This window comes from Gordoniibacillus kamchatkensis (genome assembly GCF_000829455.1).
GTDB lineage: Bacteria > Bacillota > Bacilli > Paenibacillales > NBRC-103111 > Gordoniibacillus > Gordoniibacillus kamchatkensis.
Genome location: NZ_JXAK01000047.1, coordinates 1 through 16,094, shown reverse-complemented (window position 1 = coordinate 16,094; position 16,094 = coordinate 1). Strand labels below are relative to the sequence as shown.

15 protein-coding genes and 1 rRNA gene are annotated in these 16,094 nt (G+C 57.3%); 14 read left to right on the top strand and 2 right to left on the bottom strand.

All coding sequences use genetic code 11. The features are described 5' to 3' along the window. Positions 1 to 11: 11 nt before the first annotated feature. Genes SD70_RS23090 through SD70_RS23080 form a run of 3 tightly spaced genes read left to right on the top strand, consistent with a single transcriptional unit; the run spans position 12 to position 2,996 of the window. Positions 12 to 941, top strand: coding sequence for a S66 peptidase family protein (locus SD70_RS23090; RefSeq protein ID WP_041050102.1), 930 nt, complete (start codon positions 12 to 14; stop codon positions 939 to 941). Positions 942 to 954: 13 nt separating this feature from the next. Continuing rightward, positions 955 to 2,058: a dipeptide epimerase gene (locus SD70_RS23085; RefSeq protein ID WP_041050101.1), complete on the top strand. Its 1,104-nt coding sequence runs from the start codon at positions 955 to 957 to the stop codon at positions 2,056 to 2,058. Then, the gene (locus tag SD70_RS23080; RefSeq protein ID WP_041050099.1) at positions 2,055 to 2,996 is read left to right on the top strand and encodes a C40 family peptidase; all 942 of its coding nucleotides are present in this window, start codon (positions 2,055 to 2,057) and stop codon (positions 2,994 to 2,996) included. Before SD70_RS23085 ends, SD70_RS23080 begins: the two co-directional genes overlap by 4 nt. On the opposite strand, the gene SD70_RS23075 is transcribed toward SD70_RS23080, so the two are convergent. Continuing rightward, on the bottom strand, positions 2,993 to 4,210 hold the full coding sequence (locus tag SD70_RS23075; RefSeq protein ID WP_041050097.1) for an MFS transporter: 1,218 nt from the start codon (positions 4,208 to 4,210) through the stop codon (positions 2,993 to 2,995). The two genes, SD70_RS23080 and SD70_RS23075, sit on opposite strands and share 4 nt — an antisense overlap. Positions 4,211 to 4,341: 131 nt before the next feature. Here SD70_RS23075 and SD70_RS23070 point away from each other — a divergent pair, with 131 nt between their 5' ends. Beyond that, a complete protein-coding gene (locus tag SD70_RS23070; RefSeq protein WP_231571439.1) occupies positions 4,342 to 5,202 on the top strand; it encodes a LysR family transcriptional regulator in 861 nt (286 codons plus the stop codon). A gap of 67 nt (positions 5,203 to 5,269) precedes the next feature. On the opposite strand, the gene SD70_RS23065 is transcribed toward SD70_RS23070, so the two are convergent. Then, entirely contained in the window at positions 5,270 to 5,590 is a 321-nt protein-coding gene (locus tag SD70_RS23065; protein ID WP_041050093.1) for an SPW repeat domain-containing protein, read from the bottom strand. A 432-nt stretch (positions 5,591 to 6,022) separates the two neighbouring features. On the opposite strand from SD70_RS23065, the gene SD70_RS23060 reads away from it, so the two are divergent. The 10 genes from SD70_RS23060 to SD70_RS23015 all read left to right on the top strand — a co-directional run. Beyond that, entirely contained in the window at positions 6,023 to 7,003 is a 981-nt protein-coding gene (locus SD70_RS23060) for an aldo/keto reductase (RefSeq protein ID WP_041050091.1), read from the top strand. A 308-nt stretch (positions 7,004 to 7,311) separates the two neighbouring features. Then, positions 7,312 to 9,120, top strand: a complete 1,809-nt coding sequence (locus tag SD70_RS23055) for a cache domain-containing sensor histidine kinase (RefSeq protein WP_041050089.1) — start codon at positions 7,312 to 7,314, stop codon at positions 9,118 to 9,120. Beyond that, positions 9,095 to 9,877 carry a response regulator transcription factor gene (locus SD70_RS23050; RefSeq protein ID WP_041050087.1) on the top strand — a complete coding sequence of 261 codons (783 nt, stop codon included), beginning with the start codon at positions 9,095 to 9,097 and terminating at the stop codon, positions 9,875 to 9,877. The genes SD70_RS23055 and SD70_RS23050 overlap by 26 nt, the downstream gene beginning before the upstream one ends. A 104-nt stretch (positions 9,878 to 9,981) precedes the next feature. Next, entirely contained in the window at positions 9,982 to 11,277 is a 1,296-nt protein-coding gene (locus SD70_RS23045; protein ID WP_231571437.1) for an ABC transporter substrate-binding protein, read from the top strand. Between the two features lie 100 nt (positions 11,278 to 11,377). Beyond that, positions 11,378 to 12,064 carry a hypothetical protein gene (locus tag SD70_RS23040; protein WP_041050085.1) on the top strand — a complete coding sequence of 229 codons (687 nt, stop codon included), beginning with the start codon at positions 11,378 to 11,380 and terminating at the stop codon, positions 12,062 to 12,064. A gap of 14 nt (positions 12,065 to 12,078) precedes the next feature. After that, the gene (locus tag SD70_RS23035) at positions 12,079 to 12,981 is read left to right on the top strand and encodes a carbohydrate ABC transporter permease (protein ID WP_052487789.1); all 903 of its coding nucleotides are present in this window, start codon (positions 12,079 to 12,081) and stop codon (positions 12,979 to 12,981) included. Continuing rightward, on the top strand, positions 12,971 to 13,822 hold the full coding sequence (locus tag SD70_RS23030) for a carbohydrate ABC transporter permease (RefSeq protein WP_041050083.1): 852 nt from the start codon (positions 12,971 to 12,973) through the stop codon (positions 13,820 to 13,822). Before SD70_RS23035 ends, SD70_RS23030 begins: the two co-directional genes overlap by 11 nt. Positions 13,823 to 13,835: 13 nt before the next feature. Beyond that, entirely contained in the window at positions 13,836 to 15,176 is a 1,341-nt protein-coding gene (locus SD70_RS23025; RefSeq protein ID WP_041050081.1) for an FAD-dependent oxidoreductase, read from the top strand. 153 nt (positions 15,177 to 15,329) lie between these two features. Next, positions 15,330 to 15,554 carry a hypothetical protein gene (locus SD70_RS23020; protein WP_041050079.1) on the top strand — a complete coding sequence of 75 codons (225 nt, stop codon included), beginning with the start codon at positions 15,330 to 15,332 and terminating at the stop codon, positions 15,552 to 15,554. 341 nt (positions 15,555 to 15,895) lie between these two features. After that, positions 15,896 to 16,094, top strand: a 16S ribosomal RNA gene (locus tag SD70_RS23015); the annotation flags it as partial.

Here is a 16,094-nt window from a genome sequence, read left to right as displayed (position 1 = left end):
GAGTACCTGTGATGAGCGGGCTGATCAAGCCAAAGCGGCTGTATCTGGGAGATACGGTGGGAATCACCGCTCCGGCGAGCTGGGGCGACAGGGAGAAGCTGGAGGCGGCAGCAGCCTGCTTCGAGAAGCTGGGCCTCAAAGTGCGGCTCGGCGGCACGTTGTCCAAGCGGCACGGCTACTTGTCGGGGACGGACGAGGAGCGGGCGCAAGAACTGAACGCCATGTTCGCCGATCCGGACATCAAGGCGATCGTGTGCGCCCGTGGCGGTTACGGCACCGGCCGCATCGCGGACCGGCTCGACTACGGGCTTATCCGGGCCAATCCGAAAATTTTTTGGGGCTACAGCGACATTACGTTTTTGCATGCGGCCATCGGACGGTACGCGGGCCTGACTACGTTTCACGGGCCGATGCTGGTCGATTTGGAGCACGATTCGCATCCGCTCACGGTGCAAAATTACGAGCAGCTCGTCCGGCCGGCGGCCGTCCGCTACACCGAGGACATCTCGCCGCTGCAAGTTCTTGTCGCGGGCGAGGCGTGCGGCCCTGTTGTCGGCGGCAATATCTCCCTCATCGCCAGCACGCTCGGCACGCCTTATGAGCTGGATACGAAAGGAAAAATTTTGTTCATCGAAGACATCGACGAGGAGCCTTACCGGCTCGACCGGATGCTGAACCAGATGAGACTGGCCGGGAAGTTCGCCGATGCGGCGGGGATTATGGTTTGCGATTTCAGCAATTGCGAGCCGAACAAGCGCAAAGAGTCGCTTACGCTGGAGCAAATTGTGCAGGACCATATCGTTGCCGCGGGGAAGCCGACGCTGGCCGGGTTCAAAATCGGCCACTGCTCGCCGAACATCGCGGTTCCGATCGGCATCGAGGCGCGCCTGAACACGCATGACAAATCGTTAACATTTACGGAACCCGGTGTGGAGGCATAAGGAGGGCACAAACATGATCATACAAAGCGTGGAAGTACTGAGGCAGTCCACTCCGCTCAAGAAGCCATTCAAAACGGCTCTGCGCACCGTGCACGAGGCCGAGTCCATCATCGTCCGGATCCAAACGGATAGCGGCGCCGTCGGTTGGGGAGAAGCGCCCGCGACCGTCGTCATTACCGGAGATAGCCTGGAAAGCATTCGTGCGGCGATCGTGAACATTTTTACGCCGCTGCTGGTCGGGAAAAGCCTGCTCGCTTACGAGCGCATTTTGCAGGACGTTCATCAGTCGATGATCGGCAGCAGCAGCGCCAAAGCGGCTGTCGACATGGCCGTGTACGATCTGGTCGCGCAGCATTGCGGCGTGCCTCTGTACCAGTTCCTCGGCGGCTATAAGAACGAGATCGAGACCGATTACACGGTCAGCGTCAATTCGCCGAAGGAAATGGGAGAAGACGCCATCCGGTACATGCAGGAAGGCTTCAACGTACTGAAAATCAAAGTCGGCAAAGACAACATCGAAGAAGACATCGCGCGCATCAAGGAAATCCGCAGCTGCGTAGGGAATGCGGTCAAAATCCGCGTTGACGCGAACCAGGGCTGGCAAGTGAAGGATGCGATCCGCACGATCCGCCGCATGGAAGATTTGGGGCTTGATATCGAGCTTGTGGAGCAGCCGGTAAAAGCGCACGACATCGACGGGCTCAAGGCGGTCACCGACTCGGTGGAGACGCCGGTCATGGCGGACGAAGCCGTATTCTCGCCGGCGCAAGCGTTCGAAGTATTGAAACGCCGCGCAGCCGATATGATCAATATTAAGCTGATGAAATCCGGCGGCATTTACAAGGCGCAAATCATCAATCATATTGCCGAAGAATTCGGCGTCGAGTGCATGATGGGCAGCATGATCGAATCGCGCGTAGCCATTTCGGCCGCGGCCCATTTGGCGGCGAGCAAGAAAAATATTACGCGTTTCGATTTCGACGCACCGCTTATGATGCTCAGCGACATCGTAGTCGGCGGCGTAAAGTACGAAGGCCGGAAAATGACGTTCCCAAGCGATGCCGGTCTCGGCATTCGCGACGTCCATTGCCAACCTAATGTCGGAGTGGGATTATGAGCGAATTGAAACGTATGGTTGTTAACGTTGCCGTCGCTACCGTATGGACGATGCCGGAATCTCCGCGCGAGCTCGATGCGCCGGCGTTGCAGAGGCCCGTGGGGCTTCGGGAATGGCTGGAGAGCATGACGGTGGACGACAGGCTGGACTTGTGCGAATCGAACCGGGTTCAGTCGCAGCTCCTGTACGGGACAGAGGTGCTTGCGGCGGAGGAGCGTGGGGAATGGGTGCAAGTGCTCATTCCTCAGCAGGCGACGCCCAAGAACGAGCTGGGCTACCCGGGCTGGGTGCCGCGCTGCCAGCTTGCGGAAGCGACGGGAGCACCGGCAGGAGCGAAGAGGGCGGAAGTGATCGCCGACAAGGCGTGGCTGTACGCCAATCCGGATAATTCGTCCGAGCAACTGCTCGAGCTGAGCTTCCTGACATCGCTTCCGGTGCTGGACCAAAGCGGAGAATGGATTAAAGTGCATACCCCGGAAGGCGGCGAAGCCTATATGAAGGCGGACGAAGTGCGTCTGACAGACGGCCTGCCTGCGGCTCCCCGGCGTGACGCCGGCGGTGGCCATGCCGGGCACGCCGTTGTGGAGCAGGCGAAACGTTTTCTCGGCTTGCCTTATTTATGGGGCGGCTTGTCTTCCTTCGGCTACGACTGCTCCGGATTCGCCTACAGCATGCACAAATATGCCGGAGTGTTGATTCCGCGGGACGCCTCCGCGCAAGCGAGGCACGGACAGCTCGTCGAGCGGGAGCAGCTCGAGCCGGGAGACCTGCTCTTCTTTGCGTACGAGGAAGGCAAAGGAGCGGTGCACCACGTGGGCATTTATGCCGGCGACGGGCAGATGATTCATTCCCCCGAGTCGGGCAAATGCATCGAGCTCGTCGATTTGAGCAGCTACCGGCTGGCCAAAGAGCATTGCGTGTCGAGACGGTATGTTTAATTCGCGACGATTTTGCCGTTTGAACGATGCTTGACCGGCTTGACCGTTACGGTTCCTTTCACGATAGCAAGCTGCACGGCCATCATAAGCACATTGATTGCGATCATCCCGGCGATCACGGGGAGGAAGCTTCCTCCCATAGCGTCATGCAGCCGGCCGAGCACGATCGGCCCAAGCGCGCTGACGATATAGCCTGCCGATTGCGTCATAGCCGACCAGGCCGCAGCTTGCTGGGCATCGGCAGCCTCGTCGAACGGCAGCATCAGGTTGAGCGGAAACAGCACTCCCGGTCCGAGCCCGATCAAGACAGCGGATATTAGCGGCAGCACGGATAACGCGGTCATCACAAAGCCGGCAAGCATCAAAACCGAACCGAGCAGCAGCCAAAACAGACGGGACGGGTAACGTCTTAGCAGCGCGGGCAGCGCCAGACCTACAGGAATTTGGGTAACGGAGAAAACGGTCAGGACGGTGCCCGCGTATTGTTTGCTGTAGCCCATGCTTTGCACGATAGGCGGCAGCCAGGCGGTGACGGAGTAGAACAGCATGCCCAGCAAGCCGAAAGACAAGGTCAGGAGCCAAGCTTTCCGGTTGCGCCAAGGAAGCTTCGCGCTTGCGCCGGAGGCGGCCTTTGCTGCGGCGTCCGGTCGCTCCGCTTTCCGCGCAACGGACAACCGCCATAGCGGCAGTGCGAGAACGGCCAGCACAGCCCAGACGGCCAGAGCGATTTGCCACGAGTGGAACCGGGCTTGCAGCGGAACGGACAAGCCAGAGGCGAGCGTCGCCCCCAGCGCAAGCGCGATCGTGTACACCGAGATCATGGCCGGCACGTTCGCAGGGAAGCGCTGTTTGATAAATCCCGACAGCAGCGGGCCGATCACGGCGATGCCGACGCCGGCGATAAAGGACGTAAGCAGCAGAGACCACGTCGAATTCGCGAAAATCCGCAGCGCATTGCCGATCCCGATAACGGCTAACGACCAACCGATCACGCGCTCGATCCCTTTCCGCCGTCCCCACCGGACAGCCAGCGGCGAGAAAACGCCCATGCAAAGCACGGGGATCGACGTGAGCAAACTGGCGGCAAAAGCGCTCATGCCGAGCTCTTGGCGAATGGCTTGCAAGAGCGGCGAAACGGAATTGATGGCAGGCCGCAAGTTTAAAGACGCGAGAAAAAGAGCGGCAATCATTAGAAACGGTGAGAATTTTTTCATCTTGGCTTCACCTCGTCGTTCGAATGAACTCATCATAGCCAAGATGCAAATATTGATCAATTCAATGAAACAAATTATAATCATTTGTATCACAAATGATTCGGAGTGCTTAGGCGATGGAGCTAAGGCAATTGGAGTATTTTGTTGCAGTGTGCGAGGAGCTGCATTTTTCCAAAGCCGCCGAAAAGCTGGGAATCTCCCAACCCAATTTGAGCTTGCAAATTAAAGCGCTGGAAGCGCATGTCGGGCTTCCTTTGTTTGAACGGATCGGGAAACGCACGGTGCTGACGGATGCGGGGGCGGTCCTGCTCAAGCATTGCCGAAGCCTGTTTACCAACCTGCAGAACGCTTATGACGAGATCGGCGAGCTTCGCGATTTTGAGGGATGCCAGCTGGCCGTCGGCGTCATTCCTTCGGAATTGGATTACCGCTTGACGCCGCTGTTTATCGACTTTCTTCACCAATTTCCGAAAAACCGCTTACGGCTGTATTCCACGGTCGAAGTCGTCAAGCTCGTGCTCGATATGGCGATCGATATCGGAATTACGCTCAATCCGGCGCCGGATCATCGGCTCCGCGTCCGTCCGCTGGCCAAGGAAGCTTACGGCTTGATCGTTTCCGACCGTCACGAGCTGGCGGACCGCGAATCGATTTCTTTGGCGGAGCTGAAAGGCTTGCCGATGATTATGTACCCGAAGGGGTATTGGGGAAGAGAGCTTGTGGAAAAATATTGCAGAGACTACGGGTTTGAGCTGGATACCGTCGTCGAGACGACCTCTAACCCGTCTCTGTTTCGTTTCGTCAGGGAAAATATCGGGGCAACCGTGCAAACGTATCCTTTGGCCAAGGCGATCAACGATCCCAAGCTTCGTTTTATCAAGATCGAGGACCATCCGCCGGTGCGCGAAACGAGCATCGTGCACCGTGCCGACAAATATCTCGGGCGCGCCGCGCAATCGTTTATCCGGTTGGCGGAACAACAGTTGAAATAACGCGAGTAAAGCAAAAAGGCTGTCGCCGCAGCGGAATGATCCGCTTACGGGGACAGCCATTTATCTGTCACTCGATTTCGCCGTTCATATTGTAATAGTTCAGCAGCACGGTTACAATGCCGAAGGCAAGGTACATTATCGCCAATATGACGCCAAGATCGAACGCAAACGGGAAAATGATGAACCACACGCCGGCGATGAGCGACAGCCAATTCGGCCACGACTTCCAGCCGGTTTTGCCGACAGCCAGAATAGAGGAAACCGCCTGAACGAAGCCTGCCGCCAAACTGCCGATCACCGCGCCTTCGATATGGCTGAAATCGAACCACCACGGGGCCAACATAAACAGGAGTCCGATGAGCGCTGACAAACCGTTCCGTATATGCATTGCTTTCACCTCCCAGTTGCTGACGAAAGTCGGCAGGCTCCTACTTCATAGTATGCAAGCGGTTTCAAAAATGATCGGGGATAAAGAAAACTTGTCATGCGGAAGAGCCGCCGGGAGCGGTGTGGTAAAATGAATGTGCAACAGCGGAAGGGAAGCTGGACATCATCGATCAAGAAAAGGGGACGTACGCATGATTATCGGCTTAGGGGAATGGGGCTTGCATTATCGCACGATTGAGGAGCATTGCAGGATTGCCAGAGATTTCGGCCTTCGCTATTTGGAGCTTAGTGTCGCGCGGCGCTAACCCGGAGGTAACTAAGTTTCTTCGTTATCATCAGCTTTAATAAATTTGCGTACTTCTAGAACCGGACAAGAGAATATATGATGGAGAAGGAGTGCTGTGTCCAGTATTTGCCAATGGGAGGTATCGTTATGGAGTACAGTTATTTGGGCAGATCAGGTTTAAAGGTGAGCAGGTTGTGTTTGGGCACGATGAATTTCGGCGTCGATACGGACGAGAAGGAAGCTTATCGCATCATGGATGCCGCTTTGGACGCGGGAATCAACTTTTTTGATACGGCGAACGTATACGGCGGCATCGGGTCGCGCGGCAAAACGGAGGAGATCATCGGACGCTGGTTCGCTCAAGGCGGCGGGCGCAGGGAAAAGGTTGTACTGGCGACAAAAGTATACGGCGACATGGAGGAAGCGGCCGACGGTCCCAATGCGGCGCGCGGCTTGTCCGCTTACAAGATTCGGCGCCATCTGGACGCTTCGCTCCGGCGGCTGCAAACCGACCATATCGAGCTGTATCAAATGCATCACGTCGACCGCAACGTGTCGTGGGACGAATTGTGGGAAGCGTTCCAGGTACATGTGGCGCAAGGGAAAATCGGCTACGTCGGCTCCAGCAACTTCGCCGGACGGGATTTGGTGAAGGCGCAGTACGAGGCTAAAGCCCGCCATTTCCTCGGGCTTGTGTCGGAGCAGCATAAGTACAGCCTGCTATGCCGGCTGCCCGAGCTCGAAGTGCTGCCAGCGGCGGAGGAGCACGGGATCGGCGTCATCGCTTGGAGCCCGCTCGACGGCGGCCTTCTGGGCGGCAACGCTTTGAACCCGGCCCAAGGCTCGCGGAGCGCCCGCAATCGGGAACGGGCGGAGCGCCACCGCAGCCAGTTGGAAGCATTCGGCAAGCTGTGCAAAGAGCTCGGCGAGAGCGAAGCGAACGTAGCTTTGGCGTGGACGCTCGTTCATCCCGCCATGACGGCGCCGATCATCGGCCCGCGCACCTTGGAACAGCTGCAAAGCACGCTGCGGGTCGTAGACATCAAGCTGGATCAGGCTGCGTTGGAGCGGCTGGACGAGATTTTCCCCGGCCCTGGCGGGGACGCCCCGAGAGCTTACGCTTGGTAATACGAATACTATGCCAGAACAAAACCATCCGGTTGCCGCTGCAAAGGCGGCGCCGGATGGTTTTGTTTTGCTGTGGTCGCAGGAGCGATAAAGGGTTATCATTTATAATGCCGAAGTGGATTTGGAGATGGAAGTCGTTCAAAGGAAAATTTTAACGGTTAACAGGCATGTGATCCGACTGCTGTCAGCAGTGCTGGCAATCGATACGTTCTCGCAACCTTTTTTAGCGTCCGTACCGGTAGACACTTCCGCTATTCAAGCAGTGAACGAACGCCGTTACGACGAACCCCGCCGGGAGGAGAGCCTTCATGAAACGCTGGAGCCTGCGCAAAAAAATGTTAACGATGTTCCTGCTGCTGATCGCCGTACCGCTCAGCCTGCAAGGCCTCATTACGTATTACGAGTTCGCGACGACGATCGAGCGGCGTACGGCCGATTCAACGACCCAGATCGCCGGGCAGATCAACCGCAACCTGGACCGGACGCTGATGGAGATGCAGCGGCTGTCGCTCATGCCGGTGTACGATCAGCGGGTGCTTATGATTTTGAACAAGTACAGCTTGCCCGAAAACGCCCGGACGTGGCCATCGCTCGACGAGCGGGAGAAAATGTTTCTCTACATTTCCGGCTTGGCCTACAACCGCCCGGAGGTGAAAGGGATACAGCTGATCGCAAACAACGGATTTATTTTTACGAACGTCGATTCGAGCCGGATGCAGTTCTCGGTCGACGTGCGCAGCGAGGATTGGTACCGGCGGATCAGCGAGGCGCAGGGCGCCTGGGTCGTCATCCCGCAGCACAAGCCGAACTATTACACGGAAAACGAGCCGCAGACGTATTTCTCCGTCGCCCGGCTCATTCGCGAGCCTGACACGGACCGGATTCTCGGCATCATCAAGATCGATTTGAAGCTCGACGTATTCCGCAACATTTTATCGAACGTTAGAGCCGAGGAAAAATGCAGCCTTTCGATCGTCAATGCGAGCAACGAGCTGTTTTACAACGAAAGCGGCTGCCGGCTTGACGCGGCGACGATGAAGTCTTTGCACGAGGTAGAGCTGCCGAACGAAAGCTTCGCCCGGGATATGGACATCGGCGGGCGGCGCTTCTTGACGGTTGTCGATTACTCCGACTTTTCCGGGCTGAAGGTAATCAGCTTCATCCCGGTCAGCTCGCTGCTCAAGGATACCGTCGCTCTGCGCAATTTCACGCTTTTCATCGCCGGCGTTTTCCTCGTGATCGCGGGCATTCTCGCCGTCTTTTTCGCTTACCGCATCAGCGAGCCGCTCGTCCGCCTGAAGAAAAAGATGATGCTGGTCGAGCGCGGGGACTTTCAGCAGAACGTGCCGGTCGGGTCGCAGGACGAGATCGGCCAGCTCGGCAAAGGGTTCAACCGGATGACCGGGGAAATCAACCGTCTGGTGAAGGAAGTGTACGAGATCGGGCTCAAAGAGAAGGAGGCGGAGCTTGCCGCGCTGCAAAGCCAGATCAATCCGCACTTCATCTACAATACGCTGGAATCGATCAATATGATGGCGATCGGAAAGTCCAATTACGACGTATCCGACATGGTGACAGCGCTTGGGAAAATGCTCCGCTACACGGTGGACAAGTACGACCGGCTCGTGCCGCTCAGCGAAGAGCTTGACTGGGTGGCGTCGTACGTCAAAATTCAGCAGCAGCGCTACGGCGAAAGGCTTCACGTCGTGTTCGACGTGGAGGAAGACGTGCGGCAGCTGCCGGTGCCGAAGCTGCTGCTGCAGCCGCTTGTGGAAAACGCGATCGTGCACGGGATCGGCGATAAGGAGCAGGGCAACGTCTGGATTTCGGCCGTTCGCTTCGGCGAACAATTGCTGCTCACCGTAAGGGACGACGGGGCCGGGATGACGGAAGAGCAGATCGGGCACCTGCGCGCGTCATTGTCGCAGCCGCTGCCGGACGGGGGGCATAAGCGCGGGCTCGCGCTGCGCAACATTGCACAGCGGCTCGTCATGATGTTCGGAGCAGACTACGGGCTTGAAGTTGACGGCAGTCCGGGAGAAGGCGCCGCGTTTACGATCACGCTGCCGGTTATGGAAAGGATAGAGGGATATGGCGATCAAAATATTGCTGGTTGAAGACGAAGACATCATCCGCACCGGACTGAAGAGCATCATCGCCCAGCTGTCCGGCGATTTCGAGGTGGCGGGGGAAGCCGCGCACGGCAAAGAGGCGCTCGACTATTTGCAGAAGGAAATGCCGGATCTGATCGTGACCGACATCAGAATGAGGGAGATGGACGGGCTGACGCTGGCGGCGAAAGTGAGGGAGAGGTACCCGCACATGCCGATTCTCATCATTAGCGGGCACGGGGATTTCGAATATGCGCGGCAAGCGATCCGGTACGGGGTGTCCGACTATTTGCTGAAGCCGATCGACCGTCTCGCTTTCGTTACCGCTCTGGAAAACGTCCGCCGCCGGCTCGAACCGGCACTGGCGGCAAGGCCGGGGCAGGCGGAGAGCGAGAATGATGCGGAAGAGCGCACGGTGAAAGGCGACGACGGCAGGCGGCTGATCCGCAAAGTGAAAGAATATATCCAGGCCAATCCGGATAAAGACTTGCGTCTGCAAACGTTGGCCGAGGTCGTGAACCTGAATCCGGCCTATCTCAGTCAGCTGTTCAAGCAGGAGACGAAAGTCAATTTGTCCGATTTCATCACCGAAGTCCGCATCGATCGGGCCAAATATTTGCTGGCGAACACGGACCTGAAAATATACGACGTAGCCAGACTTGCCGGTTACCAGAGCCCGAAGCATTTCATGCTCGTATTCAAGCAGCTGGCCGGCACGACCCCGGGTGCGTACCGCGAAGAAGCGCAGCCGCAAAAGTTCTAAAAATACCGGACCAAACCCAAACGTCAGGTGATTTATCGCAGAGAACGCTTTCACTATAATGGGTGACATCAAAGATATTTCACCTAACTAAGGGGGAAACGAGCATGAGAACAAGATTGAAGCCGATCGTGACCGGTTTGCTGGCTGTGGTCCCGATCGTTGTGGCGGCAGGCTGCGGCGGCGCCGGCAGCGGTGCAAGTGGCAACGCAGGCAGCGCCAAGCCCGCCGACGGCGGCAAACCGGCCGACAGCAGCAAGCCGGTCGAGATCAAGTTTCTTACGTGGGGCAACCAGGCGCACCTCGACCTGTACAAACAGCTGATCGACAAGTACAAGCAGACGCACCCGAACATTACGGTTGATTTGCAATCGGTTCCATACCCGGATTACCAGCAGAAGCTGTCCGTGCTGGCCGCCGGGCGCGAGCTGCCGGATATCGCCTGGCTGGCCGACCGCATGATTCCGCAGTTTATCGCGAACGGCATTTTGCAGGACGTATCGGACGTGAAGAACGATCCCGCGTTCAAATGGGACGACATTACCCCGTCCACGCTTGAGCTGTTCCGCAAAGACGGCAAGCTGTACGGCCTGCCGTTCTCGACGCCGCCCAGCGTCATGTTCTATAACAAGGACCTGTTTGCGAAGGCGGGGCTTACGTCGCCGAACGAGCTGGCGAAGCAGGGCAAGTGGACGTGGGACGAATTCGTGAAAGACGCCAAGGCGATCTCGAGCGGCACGGGCGCGAGCAAAGTGTACGGCGCCAACTTTTTCCGCGACTGGAAGACGTACATCCTGCTCTCCAGCTACTCGTGGTCCAACGGCAGCGGTCCGTTCGACAAAGACATGACCAAGTTTACCTGGAACGATCAGTACGGCATCGAGACGCTGAAAATGCTGTCGAACATGATGTTCGTCGACGGGTCCCACCCGAAAGCGGGCGAGCAGGTCAGCTTCGAATCGGGCAAAATCGGCATGTTCTTCGACGTGTACAGCTACGTCTCCAAAGCGCGGACGATCAAAGATTTCAAGTGGAGCATCGCGCCGATGCCTTCCGGGCCGAAAGGCTCCGTGCCGATGCTCGGCCAAGCCGGCTACGTCATGTTCAAGGAAACGAAGCATCCGAAAGAAACGCTGGACTTTTTGAAGTTTCTCGCCAGCGAGGAAGGGATCAAGGCGACCTCCACGTTCTTCGTGCCGCCGCGCCAAAGCGTGCTGAATTCCGACGACTTCCTGAAGCAGCCGAACAACCCCGATCCGGCCGACATCAAGCAGGCGGTCATCGACGAAATGCCGAAGCGCGCGTGCAGCCGGGCCACGTCAAATGGGAAAAAATCGATAACGAAATGCTGGCGGGCTTCGACATGCTGTTCAGCCAGTCCGCTCCGCCCGAGAAAATTTTGAAAACGATGGAAGACAAAATCAATCCGTTAATGAAAAACTAAAGCGAAGCGGCGGTTCGTGCAAACGGGCCGTCGCTTTCTGAAAAAGGGAGTTCCTGACGATGAACCGGTTGAAAAAATCATTGCAAGGCGGCAAGCTCCAGCTGTTCGTCAGTTTGGCGGCGAACGATGCGGCGCTGGCCCGGGCGGCGCTGGACGAAGGGGCGGACGGGCTGAAGGTGCACATGAACGTCGGCCACCGCGCCAGCGGCAACAGCTTTGGCCCGCTTGCGGACTACCGCGATACGTTCCGCGAAATCCGTTCGCTGTTTGATGGGCCGCTCGGCATCGTTCCGGGGGGATCGATAGAGGCTATACGGCCGCAGGAGATCGACGAGCTGCCTGAGATCGGGATCGACTTTTTCTCTATTTATGCGTGGCATATGCCTTCCTTCCTGCTGAAGCACGGCAAGCTGGAAGCTACGTTCGCGATCGACAGCGGGTTTGACGTCCGCTACGTGGAAGCGGCCAAATCGTTCGGCTTAGAGGCGCTCGAAGCTTCGATCGTGCCGGGGCAGGAGTACGGCACCCCGCTCAGCTTCGCCGATTTGCTGAAGTACCGCTGGCTCGCGGAAAAAAGCGGCTTGCCCGTCATCGTGCCGTCGCAGCGCCGCATCGTGCCGCAGGACGTTGCCGCGCTGAAAGATTGCGGCATCGGCGCGCTGCTCATCGGCGCGGTCGCAACCGGCAAAACGGCGGACGAGATCAAACGGACGGTGCACGCGTTCCGCAATGCGATAGACGGATAGGAGGGGGGAACGGAATGGCCGCAACATCGCTTAGAAAACGCCCTCTAGCGCGGGAAGCCAACATCACCGGCTGGCTGTTCGTAGCCCCGATGGTACTTGGGTTTCTTGTACTGCTGATCGCGCCGCTCGTGACCGCCTTTTATATGAGCCTGACCGACTGGCCGCTGCTCGGCGACGCCAAATTCGTCGGCTTCGACAATTACCGGGCTATCGCCGCTGACGCCGCGTTCTGGAAAGTGCTCGGGAATACGTTTTATTTTGCCGCCGGACTCGTGCCGCTGAACATCGTGCTGGCACTGCTGCTCGCCGTGCTGCTGGCGAAGCCGCTGCGCGGCATGGGGCTGTTCCGCACGGCGATTTTCGTGCCGGTCATGACGTCGCTCATCGTCTGGTCGATCGTGTGGAAGTACATGTTCGCTACCGACTCGGGGTTTATCAATCAAATTTTGCAGCTGTTCGGCGTGCAGGGGCCGGCCTGGCTGTACGATGCGAAGCTGGCGATGCCCGCCGTTATCGTCACGAGCGTGCTGAAAAACGTGGGGCTCAACATGGTGCTGTTCATCGCCGCTTTGCAGCAAGTTCCCGGGCACCTGTACGAAGCTGCGCGAATTGACGGCGCCGGCCGCACGACGCAATTTTTCCGGATTACGGTGCCGATGATTACGCCTACCATTTTCCTGACGGTCATTATGACGGTCATCGGCTCGATGAAGGTGTTCGGGCAAATTTTCGTCATGACCCAAGGGGGGCCGGGCGGCGCCACCAAAGTGCTCGTCTATTACATTTGGGAGAAGGCATTCAAGCTGTTCGAGTTCGGCTACGCCTCGGCGCTGGCGTATATTTTGTTCTTCATCATTTTGGCGTTTACGCTAATCCAATGGCAGCTTAGAAAAAGGTGGGTATTCCATGAGAGCTGACGCCTTGAAATCCCGCATTAGCATCGGGACGGCGCTTCACTACCTCGTACTGGCGGCCGTTTCCGTCCTGATGCTCGTTCCTTTCTTATGGATGGTATCGACGTCGCTCAAGGAACCGGCTAAAATATTCGTATTTCCGCCGGAGTTCATCCCGTCGCCGGTTCGCTGGGCCAATTACGCGGAAGTGCTGAAGACGACGCCGTTTCACATTTTTTATTTCAACAGCGTCTATATCGCGGTGCTGGTGACGGTCGGGACGTGCTTCTTCGCCTCGCTCGCCGGCTACTCGTTCGCGCGCATCCCGTTTGCCGGCCGCAACGTCGTGTTCCTGCTGCTGCTCAGCACGATGATGATTCCGACGGAGGCTACGTCGATTCCGATGTTTTTGTTCATGCGGACGATTGGTCTCGTTAACACGCACGTTCCGCTCATCGTGCTGCCGATATTCGGCGCGGGCGGCATTTTCGGCGTATTTGTGATGCGGCAGTTTTTCATCGCCATGCCGAAAGATTTGGAGGAGGCCGCCATGATTGACGGCTGCTCGCGGCTGCGCACGTTCTTTGACGTGATGCTGCCGATGGCCAAGCCGGCGCTCGCTTCACTGACGATTTTCACTTTTTTGACGTGCTGGAACGATTTTTTCGATCCGCTTATTTTCATCAACGACCGCTTGCTGATGACGCTGCCGCTGGCTCTGTCGCTCTTCACCGACGAAGCAGGCACGGCGTGGCATTTGCTGATGAGCGCTTCGGTCATGGCGACGGTACCGCTGCTGCTCGTGTTTTTCCTGGCGCAAAAGCAGTTTATCGAAGGCGTAGCGATGACCGGATTAAAGGAGTAGAGGAGAGACGGGAATGGAACGTACGTTGCAAGCAGATGTAGTAGTTGTCGGTGGCGGACCCGCCGGGATTAACGCCGCGATTGCGGCCGGCCGGCAAGGGGCGTCGACGATTTTGATCGAGCGGTACGGTTTTCTCGGCGGCATGTCGACTGCCGCATCCGTATATCCGTGGATGACGTTTCATACGGAGCAAGGCGAGCAAGTGATCAAAGGGATCGCCCAGGAAATTGTCGAGCGGCTGATGGCGCAAGGTGGTTCGCCGGGCCATTTGCGCGATACTGTCGGGTTCGTCCATACCGTGACGCCGTACCATCCGGAAATTTATAAGCTCGTCGCGATCGATATGCTGAAGGAGGCGGGGGTCAAGCTGCTCGTACACAGCTTCGTCGACGACGTGGAAGCGGACGGCGGCTTGATCCGTTCCGTGCAGATTACAGGCAAGTCGGGTCACTACCGGGTGTACGGCAAAATGTTCGTCGATGCGTCCGGGGACGCCGACGTCGCCTATTTGTCCGGAGCACCCACGCTGCAAGGGCGCGAGGGCGACAAACGAACGCAGCCGATGACGATGAAGTTCCGGTTGCGCGGCGTCGATCTCGAGGCCGTGCGGCGCAGCATGATCGAGAACCCGGACAACTTTTACCGCAAAACGCCGATCGCCGAGCTGGACCGCATCCCGCTTACCGGCGTGCAAGGCTTCTATTCGGAGTGGAAAGCGGCGGGTGTGTCGATTAACCGCGATCAGGTGTTGTTCTTCACCGGGCCGGCCGACGACGAGGTGCTGGTCAACTGCACCCGCGTTCAAGGACTCGACGGCACGGATATCGAGGATTTGACGAAAGCCGAGGAGGAAGGGCGGCGCCAGGTGCTCATGATGGCCGAGTTTTTGCAAAAATGGATTCCGGGCTTCGCCAAAGCTTCGATCTCCTCGGTCGGCACCCAGATCGGCATCCGCGAAACTCGGCGTATTGAAGGCTTGTACAGCCTAACCATCGACGATGTGGTGACTGGCCGGAAATTTGACGACGTTATCGCCAGAAGCGGCTACCCGATCGACATCCACGACCCTTCAGGTAAAGGTGTGACCGCTGCATGGATTGGCGGTGACGGCGCATACGACATTCCGTACCGCTGTTTGGTTGCGAGAGAGATACGGAATTTGCTCGCGGCCGGCCGCTGCATTTCCACAACGCACGAGGCGCTGGCTACAACCCGGCTGACGCCGAGCTGCATGGCGACCGGGCAGACGGCAGGCACCGCCGCGGCGCTGGCCGTCGCCGCAAACGCGGCAGCGGCGGATGTTGATGTGAAGAAGCTGCAGCACGCTCTTATCGGCGGCGGCGCGGTATTGTAAACTAGGTTGATGCTCGTTTGGAATGCTTCTGCAGGCCGCGCAGTGCGCGAATTGCAGAAGCTTTTTTTTGTCCGATTCACATGTTTTTAAGTTGACGTTCATATTACTTTAATGAAATGTTTATATTCTTTTTGGTAGAGAGGAGCGAGTACCGTGTCTGCTATCAACGTTAACGAATGGCTCGATGAGTACAACGACTACATGCTGCTATATCGTATATTCGGTGACGCAAACTATTTAGCGGAAGCAGCTGAAGTGATGCAAAGCCTGAAAGCGTACGTCGCCCGGCTTCAGCGCATTGCGGACATGCAGTCGCAGTTAAATCAGGCTTCCAGCAATGCCAGTCAGATGCGGTTGAAAAAGGGCAACATGCTGTGATACATTATAAGTCCCGCTCGCGCCGAGGTTGAGTGATGACGTTAGGCGATAGACGAGAGGGAGGAAAAAACTGTGTGTTGCAATCGGCGTTCAAACGTGATAAATTATATCTCGTTGTCACGAAAAACGGCGGCAGCATACAATAGTTTTGCCGGGCTGAAACGCGATGGACGCGCTCGGATCTGGTAAAACAAAACAGTTGCAATGAATGTTGCAAATGTGGTATGATGTAATTCCTGTCGCAAGACAGCAGCTTACATGGCTCTTTGAAAACTGAACAACGAGTGAAAAACACGCAAGTGTAAAGTAATGAGCAATCAGCTCCGGTTATAGTATGGCCTTTATTGGAGAGTTTGATCCTGGCTCAGGACGAACGCTGGCGGCGTGCCTAATACATGCAAGTCGAGCGGATCCTCGTGCTTCCTTCGGGAAGCACTGGGGTTAGCGGCGGACGGGTGAGTAACACGTAGGCAACCTGCCTGTAAGACCGGGATAACTACCGGAAACGGTAGCTAAGACCGGATAGCTGGTCTTCTCGCA

Bases quoted from the DNA above. Each gene is read 5' to 3' on its own strand.
- SD70_RS23090 (WP_041050102.1), top strand. From the start codon at position 12: ATGAGCGGGCTGATCAAGCCAAAGCGGCTGTATCTGGGAGATACGGTG.
- SD70_RS23085 (WP_041050101.1), top strand. From the start codon at position 955: ATGATCATACAAAGCGTGGAAGTACTGAGGCAGTCCACTCCGCTCAAG.
- SD70_RS23080 (WP_041050099.1), top strand. From the start codon at position 2,055: ATGAGCGAATTGAAACGTATGGTTGTTAACGTTGCCGTCGCTACCGTA.
- SD70_RS23075 (WP_041050097.1), bottom strand. From the start codon at position 4,210: ATGAAAAAATTCTCACCGTTTCTAATGATTGCCGCTCTTTTTCTCGCG.
- SD70_RS23065 (WP_041050093.1), bottom strand. From the start codon at position 5,590: ATGCATATACGGAACGGTTTGTCAGCGCTCATCGGACTCCTGTTTATG.
- SD70_RS23060 (WP_041050091.1), top strand. From the start codon at position 6,023: ATGGAGTACAGTTATTTGGGCAGATCAGGTTTAAAGGTGAGCAGGTTG.
- SD70_RS23055 (WP_041050089.1), top strand. From the start codon at position 7,312: ATGAAACGCTGGAGCCTGCGCAAAAAAATGTTAACGATGTTCCTGCTG.
- SD70_RS23050 (WP_041050087.1), top strand. From the start codon at position 9,095: ATGGCGATCAAAATATTGCTGGTTGAAGACGAAGACATCATCCGCACC.
- SD70_RS23045 (WP_231571437.1), top strand. From the start codon at position 9,982: ATGAGAACAAGATTGAAGCCGATCGTGACCGGTTTGCTGGCTGTGGTC.
- SD70_RS23040 (WP_041050085.1), top strand. From the start codon at position 11,378: ATGAACCGGTTGAAAAAATCATTGCAAGGCGGCAAGCTCCAGCTGTTC.
- SD70_RS23035 (WP_052487789.1), top strand. From the start codon at position 12,079: ATGGCCGCAACATCGCTTAGAAAACGCCCTCTAGCGCGGGAAGCCAAC.
- SD70_RS23030 (WP_041050083.1), top strand. From the start codon at position 12,971: ATGAGAGCTGACGCCTTGAAATCCCGCATTAGCATCGGGACGGCGCTT.
- SD70_RS23025 (WP_041050081.1), top strand. From the start codon at position 13,836: ATGGAACGTACGTTGCAAGCAGATGTAGTAGTTGTCGGTGGCGGACCC.